This is a genomic window from Leisingera sp. ANG-DT (assembly GCF_000813785.1).
Taxonomy (GTDB): Bacteria; Pseudomonadota; Alphaproteobacteria; order Rhodobacterales; family Rhodobacteraceae; genus Leisingera.
In genome coordinates, this window is record NZ_JWLE01000020.1 from 182,297 (window position 1) to 197,507 (window position 15,211).

The 15,211-nt window shown below is 58.1% G+C and carries 13 protein-coding genes and 1 pseudogene; 4 read left to right on the top strand and 10 right to left on the bottom strand.

Annotated features, from left to right (window positions below):
• Nucleotides 1–16: 16 nt before the first annotated feature.
• The 6 genes from RA21_RS15990 to RA21_RS16015 are packed head-to-tail and all read right to left on the bottom strand — an operon-like array spanning nucleotide 17 to nucleotide 7,298.
• Nucleotides 17–1,585, bottom strand: coding sequence for a trimethylamine methyltransferase family protein (locus tag RA21_RS15990; protein ID WP_052257685.1), 1,569 nt, complete (start codon nucleotides 1,583–1,585; stop codon nucleotides 17–19).
• Nucleotides 1,582–2,952: an MmgE/PrpD family protein gene (locus RA21_RS15995; protein WP_082008973.1), complete on the bottom strand. Its 1,371-nt coding sequence runs from the start codon at nucleotides 2,950–2,952 to the stop codon at nucleotides 1,582–1,584. The genes RA21_RS15990 and RA21_RS15995 overlap by 4 nt, the downstream gene beginning before the upstream one ends.
• Nucleotides 2,949–4,424, bottom strand: a complete 1,476-nt coding sequence (locus RA21_RS16000; RefSeq protein WP_039150657.1) for an aldehyde dehydrogenase — start codon at nucleotides 4,422–4,424, stop codon at nucleotides 2,949–2,951. The genes RA21_RS15995 and RA21_RS16000 overlap by 4 nt, the downstream gene beginning before the upstream one ends.
• A gap of 9 nt (nucleotides 4,425–4,433) precedes the next feature.
• Nucleotides 4,434–5,534, bottom strand: coding sequence for a zinc-binding dehydrogenase (locus RA21_RS16005; RefSeq protein ID WP_039150660.1), 1,101 nt, complete (start codon nucleotides 5,532–5,534; stop codon nucleotides 4,434–4,436).
• Nucleotides 5,531–6,361: a 3-methyl-2-oxobutanoate hydroxymethyltransferase gene (locus tag RA21_RS16010; RefSeq protein ID WP_039150664.1), complete on the bottom strand. Its 831-nt coding sequence runs from the start codon at nucleotides 6,359–6,361 to the stop codon at nucleotides 5,531–5,533. The genes RA21_RS16005 and RA21_RS16010 overlap by 4 nt, the downstream gene beginning before the upstream one ends.
• Before the next feature lies 1 nt (nucleotide 6,362).
• Nucleotides 6,363–7,298, bottom strand: a complete 936-nt coding sequence (locus RA21_RS16015) for a sterol desaturase family protein (protein ID WP_052257687.1) — start codon at nucleotides 7,296–7,298, stop codon at nucleotides 6,363–6,365.
• A gap of 177 nt (nucleotides 7,299–7,475) precedes the next feature.
• Between RA21_RS16015 and RA21_RS16020 the strand changes: the two genes are divergently transcribed.
• Nucleotides 7,476–8,357: a LysR substrate-binding domain-containing protein gene (locus RA21_RS16020; protein ID WP_039150670.1), complete on the top strand. Its 882-nt coding sequence runs from the start codon at nucleotides 7,476–7,478 to the stop codon at nucleotides 8,355–8,357.
• A gap of 414 nt (nucleotides 8,358–8,771) precedes the next feature.
• On the opposite strand, the gene RA21_RS16025 is transcribed toward RA21_RS16020, so the two are convergent.
• A complete protein-coding gene (locus tag RA21_RS16025) occupies nucleotides 8,772–10,343 on the bottom strand; it encodes a hypothetical protein (protein WP_039150673.1) in 1,572 nt (523 codons plus the stop codon).
• Between the two features lie 358 nt (nucleotides 10,344–10,701).
• Complete coding sequence (gene speB / locus RA21_RS16030; RefSeq protein ID WP_039150676.1) at nucleotides 10,702–11,739, bottom strand: agmatinase; 1,038 nt, start codon at nucleotides 11,737–11,739, stop codon at nucleotides 10,702–10,704.
• Between the two features lie 112 nt (nucleotides 11,740–11,851).
• Here speB and RA21_RS16035 point away from each other — a divergent pair, with 112 nt between their 5' ends.
• Entirely contained in the window at nucleotides 11,852–12,757 is a 906-nt protein-coding gene (locus RA21_RS16035) for a LysR family transcriptional regulator (RefSeq protein WP_039150679.1), read from the top strand.
• A gap of 49 nt (nucleotides 12,758–12,806) precedes the next feature.
• On the opposite strand, the gene RA21_RS16040 is transcribed toward RA21_RS16035, so the two are convergent.
• Together RA21_RS16040 and RA21_RS23055 are read right to left on the bottom strand one after the other, a co-directional pair.
• Nucleotides 12,807–13,745 carry a tripartite tricarboxylate transporter substrate binding protein gene (locus RA21_RS16040; RefSeq protein ID WP_052257688.1) on the bottom strand — a complete coding sequence of 313 codons (939 nt, stop codon included), beginning with the start codon at nucleotides 13,743–13,745 and terminating at the stop codon, nucleotides 12,807–12,809.
• 368 nt (nucleotides 13,746–14,113) lie between these two features.
• Nucleotides 14,114–14,287 (bottom strand): hypothetical protein, encoded by a 174-nt coding sequence (locus RA21_RS23055; protein WP_206540064.1) that lies wholly within the window; start codon nucleotides 14,285–14,287, stop codon nucleotides 14,114–14,116.
• Nucleotides 14,288–14,417: 130 nt separating this feature from the next.
• Here RA21_RS23055 and RA21_RS16045 point away from each other — a divergent pair, with 130 nt between their 5' ends.
• Together RA21_RS16045 and RA21_RS23060 are read left to right on the top strand one after the other, a co-directional pair.
• Entirely contained in the window at nucleotides 14,418–14,909 is a 492-nt protein-coding gene (locus RA21_RS16045; RefSeq protein ID WP_039150682.1) for a hypothetical protein, read from the top strand.
• A 65-nt stretch (nucleotides 14,910–14,974) separates the two neighbouring features.
• Nucleotides 14,975–15,211, top strand: a pseudogene (locus tag RA21_RS23060) (hypothetical protein); the annotation flags it as partial.

Genomic DNA, 15,211 nt, shown 5'->3' on the forward strand with positions numbered 1-15,211 from the left:
TTCGATGTCTTCGGGTCTAGGTATTCACAGATGATACGCTGCAAGCTACCTCAGGCCAAACTTCGCGGATCTCAGGAAATCTCGCTAAGATCTTCGAGTTCCTGTCTGGTCCAAAGACCACGTTCGCGGGTTGCTCCAGGATCTCACGCGTCTTCTCACGCGCGGTATGGAGCAGGGCCGGCGTTTCGGCATCGGCCCAGGCTTGCGGTGTCGCGCGGTCAGCCAAGGCGGGATAATAGTAGTCGCTTTGCATGCGGCCCAGCGTTTGATCACTGCCGAGGAAATGCCCGGGACCGCCAAGGCAGACCTCACGAATGACGTCAAAGGCAAGCGCGTCCTCGTTGATTTCGAAACCACGGGTTGCTCGCATGACCGATCCAATGAGGTCATTGTCGAGCACAAAGCTTTCTTTGCTGGCGGCCAGCAACGAGCCGTACATTCCCGCAGCCTCATAAATCAGGTTGGCACCTGCCAATGCGCTGAGAAGCTCCGTGATCCCCTTTTCATATCCGGCTTGGAAATCAGGCAGTTTGGCATCCGTCATGCCTGCACTGACCGCGCACGGAATCCTGTAATGCTGTGCCATCTGCGCACAGGCCGCCATCAGAACCCCTTGCTCGGCACTGCCGCCCGACATGGCTCCGGTCCGCAGGTCACTTACGAAGGGCAAAGCGCCGAAGAGCGCCGGATGACCGGGGTTGAGCAGGTTGACGTAGACGAGGCCCGCCAGGACTTCCGCCGTTTGCTGCGCGACCGCACCGGCGAGCGGGGCGGGGCTGGTCGCTCCGGCTTGTCCGGCGGACACGAGCTTCAGGGGTGTTCCCGTTTCGGCTGCGCATTCGATGATCCCCAAGGCTTCCTCGGCAAAGGTGAGGGGCGGCACGATGAAGCATGTGGAGACACAGCAGAACGGGCGCGCACGCCAAGCATCCTCCCCGCCTGCGATCATGTGGAACATCTCAACAGCCGCTTGCATGGTCTCAACCGAACTGAAGGAGGTTCCGATTGGCTTTTGGGTGCCCGCCGCGCAGGCATAGGCCGTGTTAAGCTCCATCGCATGCGGATCGAGGATATCGCGGGCGACGACCGTGCGCTGGAACATGTGAATGTTGGGCAGAGCCTCGGCGAGCCGGGCCATATCATAGAGGTCCGCAAGGGTCGTATCGCGCACCTCGCCACTTTCACTGTCCACGATATGGACCGCAGCGCCTGACGTTCCGAGGTGAATGCGCGTTCCAGAAGGGTCGAGATCATATTCGGGCGTCTGACCGTGCAGCTTGAAGCCACGCCCGGCGGTTTCCAGAACGCGCTCAACCATGTCCGAAGGAAAGAGCAGCCTGCCTGCCTCGGAGACCGACCCGCCAGCGGCCACAACGGTGTCGATGCAGCGAGGCGTTGCACTCGCGATGCCGATCTCAGCAAGGATACGCAGCGCCGTTTTATGGATTGCCTCAATCCCGTCCTTTGGGATTGGCCTGTATTGGCCGCCTTCGATCCCTGGCCAAATTGACGTCGTGGGGCCAGAACCGGCACCGCCCCGCCGTGCGGCACGCCGGGCGTCGCGTCCTGATCTTGCTCTGCTCATTGGACAAATCCTTCTTCGAAAAAGAGGTCGGTTATGGACGGCGCAGATGGCCAGTTCGGCAGCTTGCCAAGCCACACAGCGCGCCGCGTGTTCGCTTCAGACATCGGTCCGAGACTGGCTTTGAACTTTGCCATCACATCGCCTTGGGACATTGGAACCTGAGGCGCGCCAGTTGGGTACACACAGCGTTCCTCATGTCGTTCGCCAGAGTGCAGGACGACCTCCAGACGATCCGGATCATCCGGGCTGTAGTTCAGATCCGGTCTTTTCGGCTGGAACGGGCGTAGGTCGCAGCGCTCGATCAAGTTTGAGATTTCGGGATGGGTCCAGGTTTCACGATCAAGGTCTGCAAGCGTCAGGCCACCGTGAAGAAGCCCCATTGCCACAACAAATGGTGCGCTGAACAGGGCTTCCGAGCGTGCCTTCGGTCTGTCGAACGGCAGAACAGCGGCGTGGAAATCCGGCATGTGCAGGATAACTCGCGCAATCTCACCCGCATGAAAATGGTCTCGCATCGCCAAGGCGCATGTCATGAGGCGGTGCGTGTAGCCGCAGCTTGGCCAGGGTTTGAGCACAAGACCATGTTCGCTGAGCGCGTATGACGTCCCGACCTTATCTAGTGCTTTCTCCAAGCGGTCCGCGTTGAGGCCACCCATGAGGGCCGCGAGGCCACGTGGATGATCCAGGACATGGGGCTGTGCGCTAAGCCCGGCTTGCGCCAGGCACGCAGCCTCTACTCCGGCACGAGCCGCAAACCCTGCCTGGACAGGCTTGGCGTTTGACCCGAACTGGCAGGTGTACCCGGCGGCAGAACTGCAGGCCAAGGACATGGCGCGCTCGGTTTTCGGCGCGTTCAGCCCCATCAGACGCGCGCAACCGGCCGCAGCTCCAATCGCGCCCAGCGTCGCAGTGGAATGCCATCCGGCGTCGTAATGCACGAAGTTCAAAGCTTCACCGAGGCGGGCAATCACCTCGAACCCGGCGAGATAAGCGCGCGCCACGTCCTCGCCGCGCGTGTGTGGGTCTGCGACGGCCAACAATGCGGGCAGCAATACGACGGTCGCGTGTGTGTTTCCTGGCACTTCCCAATCGTCGAAATCCAAAGCATGCCCGGCAACGGCATTCAGGAATGCTGCATGTGGGCGAGAGAAACGCTCAAATGATCCCACAACACGAGAGGGTCCTTCCCCACCCATATGGGTCACAGCTGAATGGCAACGTTGTGCGACGTCGGTTCTGGCCCCGACAATCATGCACCCAAGTGTGTCGATTACACCGTCCCTCAGAACCGCCGTGGTTGCCCGATCCGGGGTTAAGGCGTCCTCGGCAACAAATCTTGCGAGGATTGTGAGCGCGGCCTCTTTCATGCGAATGGCTCCGCCTGATGGGGGGCCAAGTCCAGCCACACAGATTTGGTTTGAGTGAAGGCAAGAAGACCTTCGATCCCGTTTTCGCGGCCATAACCGGATGCCTTGAAACCACCGACGGGAGATTGCGGCGCCGAGGCGAAGTAGTTGTTGATATAGACCGTGCCTGCACCGATCCGATGGGCGAGCCGCATCGCCCGCGCGCTATCCTTGCTCCAGATCCCGGCCGCCAATCCAAAGTCGCTGTCGTTTGCAATTGCCGCTGCCTCATCATCATCCCGCACTGGAAGCACTGCGAGAACGGGGCCAAAGATCTCTTCGCGTGCGACGGCCATATCGGGTGTCACATCGGTGAACACAGTCGGCTCAATGAACCAACCGTCACAGAATTCAGGGTGTCGCGTGCCGCCTCCTAGCGCACAGGTTGCCCCGTCAGCGTTTGCCGTCTCGATCGCCTTCAACACCCTGTCAAAGTGCGGTTTGTTCGCGATCGGCCCAACATGCGCGTCCGGCGATGCAGGATCGCCAACAACAGCCTTTTCCGTGAGCGCGATGATCCGCGAGACAAGCGCGTCATGCAGGTCATGGTGAACCAGCACGCGGCTGCCTGCGATGCAGCTTTGTCCTGTTGCGGGGAAAATCCCGGAGACAATGCCGCGCGCGGCCAATTCCAAGTCGGCGTTATCCAGGACAATCTGGGGCGATTTCCCCCCAAGCTCGAGGATCACGGGCTTCAGGCACGCACCGGCTTGCTGTGCAACGGCACGCCCTCCGGGACCGCCGCCGGTAAAGCTGACAAGGCGGACCAAGGGGTGGCGCACCAGTGCGGCCCCGGTCTCTGCCTCGCCGGTGACGACGTTGATTAATCCCGGCGGGAGGTCGGCTTCCTGCAAGAATTCGACCATCGCCAAAGTTGAAACACTTGCCTGCTCTGAAGGCTTGATGACAACCGTATTGCCTGCCGCAATCGCTGCCGAGATTTTCCAGATCGCAATCAGTAGCGGAGAGTTCCATGCCGTGATGCATCCCACGACGCCAAAGGGCTCTCTTCGCGTGTAGTTGAAAACATTTGGGACATCGACCGGGATATTGGCGCCTTCGATCTTATCGGCGAGACCGGCATAATAGTCGAAGCTGTCCGTCAGCCAGCCGCGCAGACCAGACTGAATGCCTTGCAAGTCTTTTCCATTGTCAATTGTCTCAATCAAACCGAGGGCATCGGCATTCCGGCGAAGCACATCCGCGATACGCCGCAACAGACGCCCGCGATCAGCCGCGCCCATTCTACTGAATGGCCCGTTTTCAAACGCCTCATGAGCAGAAAGAACGGCTCTTTCGACGTCCGCTTCGCTACACCTTGGGATGTTGGCCCAGACTGTGCCGGTTGTCGGATTGAAGCTCTCCATCCACTCCCCGGTCGCAGGGTCATGGAACGCGCCGCCCGCGAAAAACTTCCACTTTCGGTTGTTCATCTCACCACCCTAGTCGAATACGATGACACCGCGCCCGGCTTTGCCGGCCAGCATGTCGCTAATTGCGGTATTGATTTCAGGCAGCCGGTAGCGGCGACCGATCAGTTGGTCCACGGGCAGGTCACCCCCCAGGAAATGTTGGCCATAAGTCTTGAAATCGCGGGTCGTGCAGCACGAGCCAAAGATCGAACCCGTGACAGTGATCTCGGCCCGCGTGATCCCGGTTGAAGGCAGGTCGATCGTTGCATCATTGGCGTCCATCCCGACAAAGATCACCTGCCCACCGGGTCGGCAATACTCAATCGCGGCGCGCTGCAACGCGCGTTTTCCGACGGCTTCAAACACATGGTCCGCACCATACTCTGTAAGCGAATGGATGGCCGCGCCCACATCTTGTTTGGCATCTATGAAATGCGTGGCTCCAAGCGCGCGCGCTTTGGTCTCGGCCTGCGGTGAGGCATCAACTGCTATGATCTGCCGCGCCCCGGCAAGCTTGGCGCCCATGATGATCGACAGACCAACACCGCCCGCTCCGATCACCGCGACTTTGTCACCCTTTGCCACTTTGGCACGGTTCAGTGCGGCGCCTACACCCGTGGTGACGGCGCATCCCAAAAGGGCCGCAATCTCGAATGGAACAGCCTTGTCGATCTTCACACAGCTCACGTGCGGCACGATCACGGTCTCCGCCCAGCAGGCGAGCATCGACAGGTGTCGGACCGGTCCTTGTGCGTTTGAGAAGCGACAGGTGCCATCGAGCATCGTGCCGTCCCACAGCGGGGTCTTGTAGGCTTGGCACAGATGGGTTTGTGCGTTCTTGCAAAAGAAACACGCGCCGCAATAGGGGATCCAGCTGAGCACGACGTGGTCGCCGATCTCCAGGCCATCAACCCCATCGCCCAGACCCGTAATCGTGCCTGCACCTTCGTGGCCAAGCACAACCGGCAGATCGTGCCCCGCCTGGCCTGAAATGACGTGATAATCTGAGTGGCAAACACCCGCCGCCCCCATGCGCAGGCGCACTTCGCCAGGTCCAGGTTCGGCCAGATCAAGCTCTTCCACTCGAAGAGGTTGGTCAACGCCATACATCACCGCTGCTTGCACTTTCATTGTTTGCCTCTTTGGATTGCTGTGCGCAAAGCATCGAGCGCCTCGGCCGATGTCGCCACGGAAACTTCCGGGCCGGGATAAGCTCCTGAACGCGCGTCATCTGCAAAACGCTTTAAGGCAGAAACCCGAGCTTTCTGTAGGTCTGCCAAACGCGTGGCAAAGTCCTCATAGGCTTTGACATGACGCGGTGCGTTTGTGGTCGTTCCCAAGGTGTCCTCGGTAAACTGAAACACGATGTCAGCATGCGGACCTGAGCCGATGGAACTCACGGAAAGTGACGTTGCCTTTGTGATTTCAGCTGTCAGCTCTGCTGGAACGACTTCTATTTCGACAGCATATGCGCCCGCATTCTCCAGATCGCGAATATCCTGCCAAAGTTGCTGGGCCTCTGCGGGTGTCTTGCCGAATGCGCGGAGGCCGCCCAGCCAGATGCTCTTTCGGGGCACAAGTCCCGCATGCCCCATCACAGGGATTGCTGCCGCAGACAGGTATTCAATCCATCGGACAGGCCCACAGAAATAGACCGCGTCAGCCCCGTCCTCCATTGCCTCATAGGCACCGCGCAAGAGGTCTTCCTGGCTCGCAAAGCGCGTAATGGGCAGAGCGACATTCAAGAACATGTTTGGCGCAGCTGCGCGCATCATGCGAAGTTCCGCGCCGACAGAAACGCTCAGCATGTCAAGGCCTGCTTCAACAGCCGCTCGCGCTTCCTCTTCCGTCGTGGCCGTCGCCTGCACCAGCGTCCGTTGGCCCTTTATGGCGATGATGTCAGCCACTGTGAGCTGCCGCGCTGCGGGATCGCCGCCCATTGTGTAAATCCGTTTCATGCTAACGCCCCAAACGACGCTTGCGGTCGCGGATGCGCCGAGTGGCCTCAGGCGTCCCATTGTGGAACGAGCCAAAGACAACATCCCAAGGCACTTCGGCTGTGCCGTAATTGCATTCAAAATAGCGGTGGTGCAGCTGGTGGAAGAAATCCCCAAGCGCCATGCGTTTGCGGTCTTTCACAAACAGTTTTTCAAATCCAGCGTGTGAGACCGCCGGATTGAGCGCCAGATTGTACAGATGGAAGATCACGTGGATCGGGTCTGACGGAATGACAAAGTGGATCAGCACGGAAGAGAAGTAGCCTAGGTGTTCGACCGGGTGCATCGACATCCCCGACCACGGACCGACATTGACATTGCGATGATGAAGCGAATGTACCCGCTTGTAGATTGGCGGCCAGTGAAGAAGGCGGTGTATCCAATAGAAATGGAATGACGCCCACAAAGGGATCAGGACGAACCAGATGACCGACCAAATCGGTGCATCGCTGAAACCTAATACAGGCGCAAACCCATCGGCCGCACACCAGAAGTAAAGAACCTCGTAGAGGGTCCAGACCGTGACCCCTGAGGCGAGCGACCAAAACACATTATCGTAGACCTGATTGCGGAAGGTGAAATTGCGATTGTTCACAGCCTGATCGCGCGCATCGAACTTGGTGTTCTCTCCTTGCCCGCGCCACCGCCAAAGCCAGAGGTGTAGGCTTCCCGCCACAAGGATGAGCAGAGCCATGTTGCGGGCCCAGATCGTAACGATCCAGGCAAAATCAAGCGTCTGCATGACCTCCCACGACGGCTGCAAGAGCCACCAGATCGCTATGGCAAGCCCCAGCTCGATCACTGTGGACGACAGCGCCAGCCAATACGAAGCAAGCCACTTGATCGTTCGGACAGGTCGGAGTGGCCAGGTAAAAACCGGGCTCACAGGAATGGGCATGGCAGGATTCCACGCCCACTCTCTTGCACCGCCCTCCGGTACGGAATGATCTGAGGCTTGATCAGTCACCCTTAAAAATTCCCCTATTCCGACTCCATTTCATTAATTTTGGGCTTTTATTGACCTCATGAGAACGCCTAAAAGAGCTATAATGGCTATTCCATAGAGGAATGATGTATGGCTGCATTGAACTGGAAACTTCTTACGGCCTTCGAGGCGGTGGCCCGGCATCTGAATTTCACACGCGCGGCAAATGAGTTGAACGTGCAGCAGCCCTCGATCAGCAGGCGGGTCGCTGAACTCGAAGCGGAGCTTGGTGTCAAACTGCTCGTTCGCACGCGCCCAAATGCGGCTTTGACGGCAGAAGGAGACCAATTGTATCGGGCCCTCTCCAAAGGGATCTCTCAGGTTTCAGACGTTATGAACCGCATCAAGGCGCAACCGGATCGGAACGTTGTCGTGGTGAACACAACCATCGGATTTGCGAGTTGCTTTCTGATGCAGCGCCTTGCGCAGTTTCGTTTGAAACACCCTGATATTGCGATCGAGCTCGTCTCGCGCGACCAAAACGAAGCGTACAAGAGCGAGCAAGCAGATGTGCTGATCGTTTTTGACGAGCCAAAGAACCTCCCCACCTCACAATCAGCACGTATTTTCTCTGAAAAGCTGATCCCGGTCGGACATCCGGATGTGTTTCGTCCAGTTGGCGATGATATGGAAGCGCTCGCAGACCGTGAACTCTTGCACCTGTCAACCGGGATGCATGCGCATGATTGGGATATCTATTTCAAGGGAACGGATATCGTGTCACCCGCGCCAAGCTCTGAGCAGAAGTTCACCTCTTTCATGGTGTATCTTCAGGCCGCGCTCAATGGTGAAGGCATCATTCTGGGCTGGGAAACGCTGTTTCAAGATCTTCTGGATCAAGGACAACTGATCCGGCTCTCAAGCCGCGAGGTGCAGACCGAGCGGGGTTACTTCAGTTGCTTGACGCACCGAGCTGATAATAACCCTTCGGCTCTGACTTTTTGGAGATGGGTCTCGTCGCTGGCTGATTAGGTCGGCCCTTTGTGTGCTTTTTTGGGGTGATCGCCGTGGACGCGCCCGTGCATAAAAGGGTTCGTGTCCGCTTATCTCAAAGGGAAACCTCCGCGACTTCTTGACCCCCCGGAGAACGGGCCTTGTTCGCGAAACCGTCAACGACAGCTCTTCCCCGTCTAGCTGTGCGGAACGGGCTTCAGCGAAAGTGAGGTCTCGGCCTGGGTGAAATCGTCCCCGCTGAATGACAGATATGGTGACGTGGGGTGCAATGCAGCGAAACGCGCGCCGCAACCGCAAATGAATGCTGCGTCAGCAATAGCGGCAAATGCACAAGTCCGGTTTTGTCCCGCGTAGTTAGCATTGAAGCTTCGCGCAGTAAGTGACTGATTTCCGCCCTTGTCGAACTCTATCAATCTGAGCGGTTCTCCGGAACTAAACCTCAAACCTCTCAATTGGATCGTTGCGCTGGAAGATTGCAGCAACCACTGGATCCTCCGGCAGGTCCAGTTTCTGCCGGCATTCTGCCAAAGCTTGCGCATCCCTGGCAATCGCCCTGCGATGCTCGTGCAGCGCATCCTCGATGATTTCCGCGATGATCTTCAAAAGGATCTCGATGAGCGACATCGCCGGCGACAGCCGTGCATGCAGCTTGAGCGGCAGCGGCCGTTCCGGACCGCCGCGCGGGCCGGCCACCAGCCTGCCTCCACGCCCGTCATTGCCGGCCACCCAATGCAATTGATCACGGCGGATCAATTCCAATCCTAAAGAAATTGCTTCAACCCGCTTTTGAACAGCTCCCGCCCTTTCTTCCTGACCCTTTATCGATCTTTCCCTGTCCTCAACCTCCTTCTCCCGGCTCGCCAACGCATTTTCTCTTTCCCTGACCTCTGCCTCCTTCTTTTTCATTGCAATATATTCTGCCGCAAGGCGGCTCTCTTTTTCTGCCAAGGCCTTGGCCTGCGCTTCCAGCGCCTGCTCTCGCACTTCCAGTTGGGTCTCGAACCGAAGGTTCGCCAGCTGCTCTTCCGCGCGGGCTTTGGCACCGGCCTTGCGCGCAGCGTATTGCTTTGTGGTCAGGCGCTCGTGGCCCGGTCCCTTGCGCAGAAGCCCGCAGGGCCTGCCGACCGCTTCGTAGTAGCGGTCTTGAAAGCGTATCATCCCAGCATCAAACGCTTCCTTTTCAGGGTTCTTTTCTTTCCGCTTCTTCCGGGCGGCATGCAGATGCCGCCCGTTCTCCTTCTTCCACGCCTCGAGCTTTTTGGCATTGGCAGCTTCCGCCCTGGCGCAGGCTTTCTCCCATTCAGCCAATGCCCGTTCATGTTTTGCCATATTCTTTTTCTGGGTGACCCGGTTCTTGCTCGGGCGCGGCTTCTTTGGTTTCGGCGGCTTCGGCTTTAATTCTGGCTTCGGCAGGGACGAGAGTGTCCGCGGCTTCTCATGGCTGGCCCGGTAATCCGCCGCCGCCACTTTGCCGGCGTGCAGCTTGTTGGCATCCAGCCGCGGATCGTTCATGTTCAGCGCCAGGATGTGCATATGCACATTCGCCTCATCCAGGTGGAACGCCGCAGCAAACTGGACACCCCGCGGCATCCGTTTACGGAAGTCCTTCAAGGCAAGGTTCGCCCATCTGTTGATCACCGGCTGGTGCTTTTTCCGGTCTGCCAGAAACTCGCGGGCTGCAATTGGATGAGAATGAACTTCTGTGTACAAGGTCGGCGCATCAGAACGCAGTCTGCGGGTGTAGCTCTTGCCGGACGACGCCGTGACTGTTTCACGTATTTCACAGCAGCGCCGGTCATGCAGTGCTTGCAGTTCGCTGATTGGGATGGCGCCGTGGCGCAGGACCTGAACCGGCGCACGCCGATGTTCGACATGTTTGCAGAATTCCGGACTTCGCAGCGCTTCTTCAAATATCTGTCTTGTACTGTTCCACTGATCTTTCGTGCCCTTCACCAGCTGCGGCTTCCGTGTATAAGTTTCGACGTGGACGTACTGGTAGGCCATGAGGCGGTACTCCTTTTTTCATTGGGTACGCGGCCTCTGTGAAAACGCAAAACGCGGATCCGCCTCAGAAACTCTTCATTTTGAGGATAAGCTCTTTTGCCATATAGTTTTTCTGGGGCTTGGGCAGCTCAGACAGGCGCACAAATGCGCGTTAAAGCTCTCCAAAGAGACAGACTATAGGTAGCTGAAGCTACCTCGTCTGCCCCTTACGCCGGGGAGGCGCTCCAGCAGCCCTGCGGGTGCTTGCGCGGCCGGTTCCCGGCCTTGCACTTGAAGAACTTTCAGGTGGTTTGTTTTGGTTTGAGTTGCCTGCTGGTGTTCTCTGGAACCTGTCTTCCGGGAGGACTGATCCAGTGCTTCACCGTTTCTTTTCCGATGCAGCAAAGCTGAGAATGCAAAGCAGTTCCCACAGGATCGTTGCCGCGACCAGAGCGGTGTTGCCCGACCGATCGTACGGCGGAGAAACCTCTACCACATCCGCACCAATCAAGTTCAGTCCCTGGAACCCCCTGATCAAAGCCTGGACCTCCCGCGGCAGCAGCCCACCAATTTCCGGTGTTCCGGTTCCCGGCGTGAAAGCCGGGTCGATACTGTCGACATCAAAGGAGATGTAAGTGGGACCTGTGCCAACAATGCTGCGGGCCTCCGCCAGCACATTGTCCAAGCCCATCTGGTAGAACTCCTCGATATGGATCACCCGCATGCCACTGTCATAAGAGAAATCCCAATGTGGTTCAGCGCGGCCCCGGATGCCGATCTGAACCGTGCGTTCCGGGTCCAGGACACCCGCCAGGACCGCATTGCGAAACGGCCCGCCATGGTGAAAACGGGATCCGTTGAATGGCCCCCCGGTGTCGGCATGGGCGTCAATATGGATCAGTCCGGCAGGAGCGTCGCGGCCGATAGCCTTGAGAATGGGATAGCTGATCGAATGATCACCGCCGACTGACAGCGGCATGACGCCTGCGTCTGCGACCGTTTGGTAATAGTCTTCGATTTCCTGAGTTGCCTGTTCCAGATTGTAGGTGCTCGCAATCGGCACATCGCCGCAATCGGCGAAACGCGCCAGCGTACCCGGAATGACTCCGGTTGCATGGTTTTTAGGACCCGCAGCCAGAACCGACAGTTCCCGGACCTGCTGAGGCCCGAACCTGGCACCAGGCCGGTTTGTCACCGCCAGATCGAAGGGCACGCCGAGCATCGCGATATCAAGGCCGGCGAACCCGTCCTGCAGCGGCGTACGCAAAAACGAGGAAATCCCCGCATAAGGGGCAACATGCTCCCTTTTGTCGCCGCCATGCGCCACTCCGCTGTCCAGATAAGCCTGAAGAGCCTGGTCGTTGAGATCGGATTTTTCCGCCAGCACGCGCAGGCGGTCGAGGTTCATCGCGGTCATAAGGTTCACTTCCCGTCCAAGTTTTCCGGCAGGTTCAGATTTTCATGGAAAAATCACTTTGGTAAATTCAAAATATATAAATCATACTTTACTATTACCAAAGGAATGCGCCGTGCTGAGCCTCCACGAAAACTCGATCCGCAAGCTCAGGGTGTTCGTGACGGTTGTCGACTGCGGCGGGTTTGCTGCCGCGCAGAGCGTTTTGAACATGTCCGCGGCCACAATCAGCATCCAGATGAAAGAGCTTGAAGAGCAGCTGGGCATGACCCTGTGCCAGCGCGGCCGCTCAGGGTTCCGGATCACCGACCAGGGGACAGCGGTCTATGAGGCTGCTCAAACGGTTCTGGGGGCTTTCAGCAATTTCAACCTCGCCGCCGCAGAGATCCAGAACCGGCTGGTCGGAGAGGTGAAGATCGGCCTGCAGGCAAATATGGCCACCAATCCCGCCTTCCGCCTGCCGGAGGCGGTCCGCAAGTTTCAGACACGCCCCAACAAGGTAACCTTCCGACTGGAGGAAACCCGCTCCGCCGATCAGCAAAGCCGCACGCTGGACGGCCGCTATGATCTGAGCATCGGCTTGTTTCCTGCCCGGATAGCGGGTCTGGACTACACCCGGCTGTTCACTGAGCGCGTTGCGCTTTATTGCGCCTGCGCTCATCCGCTGTCGCAGATCACCGATGAAAGCCGCCTGCTTCAGGAAGTTGGCAGCCATGCCATGGTGTCCTCCGGCACCGCATTGGAGCAGGTCCTGGAGAAACCTTCCGCCCTGCCCTCACCGTCTGTGTTCACTGAGGACATGGATGCAGCCATGCTGTTTGTTCTTTCGGGACAGTACCTTGGGTTCCTGCCGACGCATTTCGCACAGATATGGGAAGACAAGGGGATGGTCTGCCCAATCCTGCCCGGCAGGTTCGCCACAGAATTGGAATTCCACTTGATCACCAGGCGCGGCGGGCGGGACAACAAGGTCGTGGATGTCTTTATTTCCGATTTGCTGGATGCACACAGCGCTGAATAGCGTAGCAGCGGCAGAGCCTTTTCGCCGCGCCGCTGCAGAGTGATGCCCCTCACTCGGAGGTCAGCGCACTGAAGGTTTCAATGTCCCGTTCGATCAGTGCCTCTGTTTCGGCACGGTTCTTCCAGTAAATCTGGGCGCCATTTGTCTGCACGTAAGTTTGCGCCTCCTCGCTCTGCATCGCCCGGACAGCGGCCGCTTCGATCTTGGCGATGATGTCCTCCGGCGTTCCCTTGGGGACAAACAGACCGTTCCACAGGACGATATCCAGAGAGGGTGCGATTTCCGAAACTGTGGGAACATCAGGGGTCAGAAACACCCTCTCGTCCGTAACGCTGGCCAGCACCTTGATCTCGGACAGGCACGGCGCAACAAGTGCTGCCACCGAATTCATGACATCCACATCGCCGGACGCCAGCGTATTGCAATCCAGCGCGTCATAGGCGGCCTCCGAGCCGAACTCAAAGCCCAGTTCTTCAGCGAGCCCGAAGGTGACATGGGTCGGCACCAGCCCGGCACCGAAATGGCCAAGCGTGACATCATTCTCCCGGGCATAGGCCGCCAGTTCTTCCATTGTGCTGTAAGGTGCATCCTTTCCTGCCACGATCAGGAAAGGATAGGTCATGAAGACGCCAACTGGAACAAACGGGTTCGGAGATAATTCCGGAATGCCAAGCGTGGGTCCGACCACCGGCACCCCGATAACAAAAGACCCGACGGTGTACCCATCGGCAGGCGCCGCCGCCACGTCCAGCGCACCGGGAAACGGCCCGCCGCCGCCGCCCGGCTTGTTCACAACGGCCGCAGGCACGCCATACAAGTCCTGGAACTCGGTTGCGATCATCCTGGTCAGAACATCTTCCTCTCCTCCCGGAGGCCACGGAACAATGAACGACACCGGTTTTTCGGGGTAATCGGCAAATGCCGCGGGTACAGACCCCACGCATGCGGTGAGGGCAATTGCTGCCAGTTTCAGCATCGGATTTTTCATGGTCTACTCCCTTGCCACAGAGCCCGGTTTCTGTGCTGCGCGTCACCTGCCGGCAGCGTTGGAAGCCGGAAGCAAAGCGAAAGGCTCCACTGGCAGCTAAGAGAGCATGCTGACTTAGGTTGAAAAATTAAAAAGAAAGAAACTTCACTTTCAAAATTTCGCGGGTATCACCCATGGCACCTGGCTCTGACGTGTCCCCGAAAATAGCGATTTTCGCGATTGGTCTTCAGTACAAGCTCAAAAGTGCTGTGGACCAATTCGGCCGACTGGTCTGCCGGACACTCCCAACCGGGAGCTTCGGGTGGCTCCTTGCTTTGGGTTTTCTGGTTCTCAGAAAAAAAGCAAATACGACGTTAAACTCAGGGTCGTTACTTCTGATCTCCGCTTCCCAAGTTGGCATCCAAGCCAATCTCGATCAAACGCCGAATAGCTTCATTTTCTGACTGCAAGCGATTTTCGAACCTGAAGTCGGCAATACGTTTTGCCTGTTCTTCTGTCAGATTCACAAGTTTCTTTACTGGGTAGACTGTCTGCTTGGCCATAGGACACCATTAAGCGATATGCAGCATATTGACAATGCTACATATAACGCATATGCTCAATATGCGGACGGTAGAGGTGTCGTTACCACCTTACCGTCCTAACCACACTGACCTCGACTAGGAGACCAGCATGACTACCATCCCCGTTATCACGCGCCCCGGCGCGGCAAAAGCCCTGTGGCCCGCATCTGTCGCAGATGACAGCCCCACCTTCATCACCCGCACCTTCGACACGCTGACCAAGGCAGTGGACGAAGCCCTCGAACTGGAGCGTGATCTGTCGCACGCGCTTTCCTGGGATCCCGCGTCCACCGATATCCAAGAGGCTGCCGAAGCCCGCTGGCAGGATTGTCTTCAACTCAGCGGCGACATCCTGACCGCACAGGTGGTCCGGGCCAGCGACTTGCCTTTGCAACGCATGAGCATGCTGCTGCACTTCCTCATCGAGTCCACGGGAGCGGAAGAGGCTCTCAGATTTCAGCAGCTGTACTTTGAGAACCAGGAGCTGTTCAACGTCGAGGACGCTGTACGTCGGCCCCTGATGCAAACAGCCGCACGTCAGATGAACGCACTCGTCGAACTCTCCTTAGCGGCTGAAGCGCAGAACTTCCTGCCGATCTAAACCCAACCTCCCAGCATTCTTCTGACCCGGCCCGCGGCGGACACGCCGCTGCGCCCGGCTCAGCCATGCCATTTCTGAAGTTTCAGCAAGCGCCAGTTCCGGCGCCTGCCCTGCCCATTTTTGCCTATGCGGAGGCTCCCATGCCCCACTCAACCTGCGAACATTTCCCGCAAACGGTCCATCCCCACTGGCGCGCCGCCGCCAGCGCAAAAGGTTTCAAAATCGTCCAGCGCATCAAGGACCGCTATCACCTGCTCCTATCCTGCCACACCTGCCGACGCACACATGCCAGCAAGATCTTT

Bases quoted from the DNA above. Each gene is read 5' to 3' on its own strand.
- RA21_RS15990 (WP_052257685.1), bottom strand. From the start codon at position 1,585: ATGAGCAGAGCAAGATCAGGACGCGACGCCCGGCGTGCCGCACGGCGG.
- RA21_RS15995 (WP_082008973.1), bottom strand. From the start codon at position 2,952: ATGAAAGAGGCCGCGCTCACAATCCTCGCAAGATTTGTTGCCGAGGAC.
- RA21_RS16000 (WP_039150657.1), bottom strand. From the start codon at position 4,424: ATGAACAACCGAAAGTGGAAGTTTTTCGCGGGCGGCGCGTTCCATGAC.
- RA21_RS16005 (WP_039150660.1), bottom strand. From the start codon at position 5,534: ATGAAAGTGCAAGCAGCGGTGATGTATGGCGTTGACCAACCTCTTCGA.
- RA21_RS16010 (WP_039150664.1), bottom strand. From the start codon at position 6,361: ATGAAACGGATTTACACAATGGGCGGCGATCCCGCAGCGCGGCAGCTC.
- RA21_RS16015 (WP_052257687.1), bottom strand. From the start codon at position 7,298: ATGCCCATTCCTGTGAGCCCGGTTTTTACCTGGCCACTCCGACCTGTC.
- RA21_RS16020 (WP_039150670.1), top strand. From the start codon at position 7,476: ATGGCTGCATTGAACTGGAAACTTCTTACGGCCTTCGAGGCGGTGGCC.
- RA21_RS16025 (WP_039150673.1), bottom strand. From the start codon at position 10,343: ATGGCCTACCAGTACGTCCACGTCGAAACTTATACACGGAAGCCGCAG.
- speB (WP_039150676.1), bottom strand. From the start codon at position 11,739: ATGACCGCGATGAACCTCGACCGCCTGCGCGTGCTGGCGGAAAAATCC.
- RA21_RS16040 (WP_052257688.1), bottom strand. From the start codon at position 13,745: ATGAAAAATCCGATGCTGAAACTGGCAGCAATTGCCCTCACCGCATGC.
- RA21_RS23055 (WP_206540064.1), bottom strand. From the start codon at position 14,287: ATGGCCAAGCAGACAGTCTACCCAGTAAAGAAACTTGTGAATCTGACA.
- RA21_RS16045 (WP_039150682.1), top strand. From the start codon at position 14,418: ATGACTACCATCCCCGTTATCACGCGCCCCGGCGCGGCAAAAGCCCTG.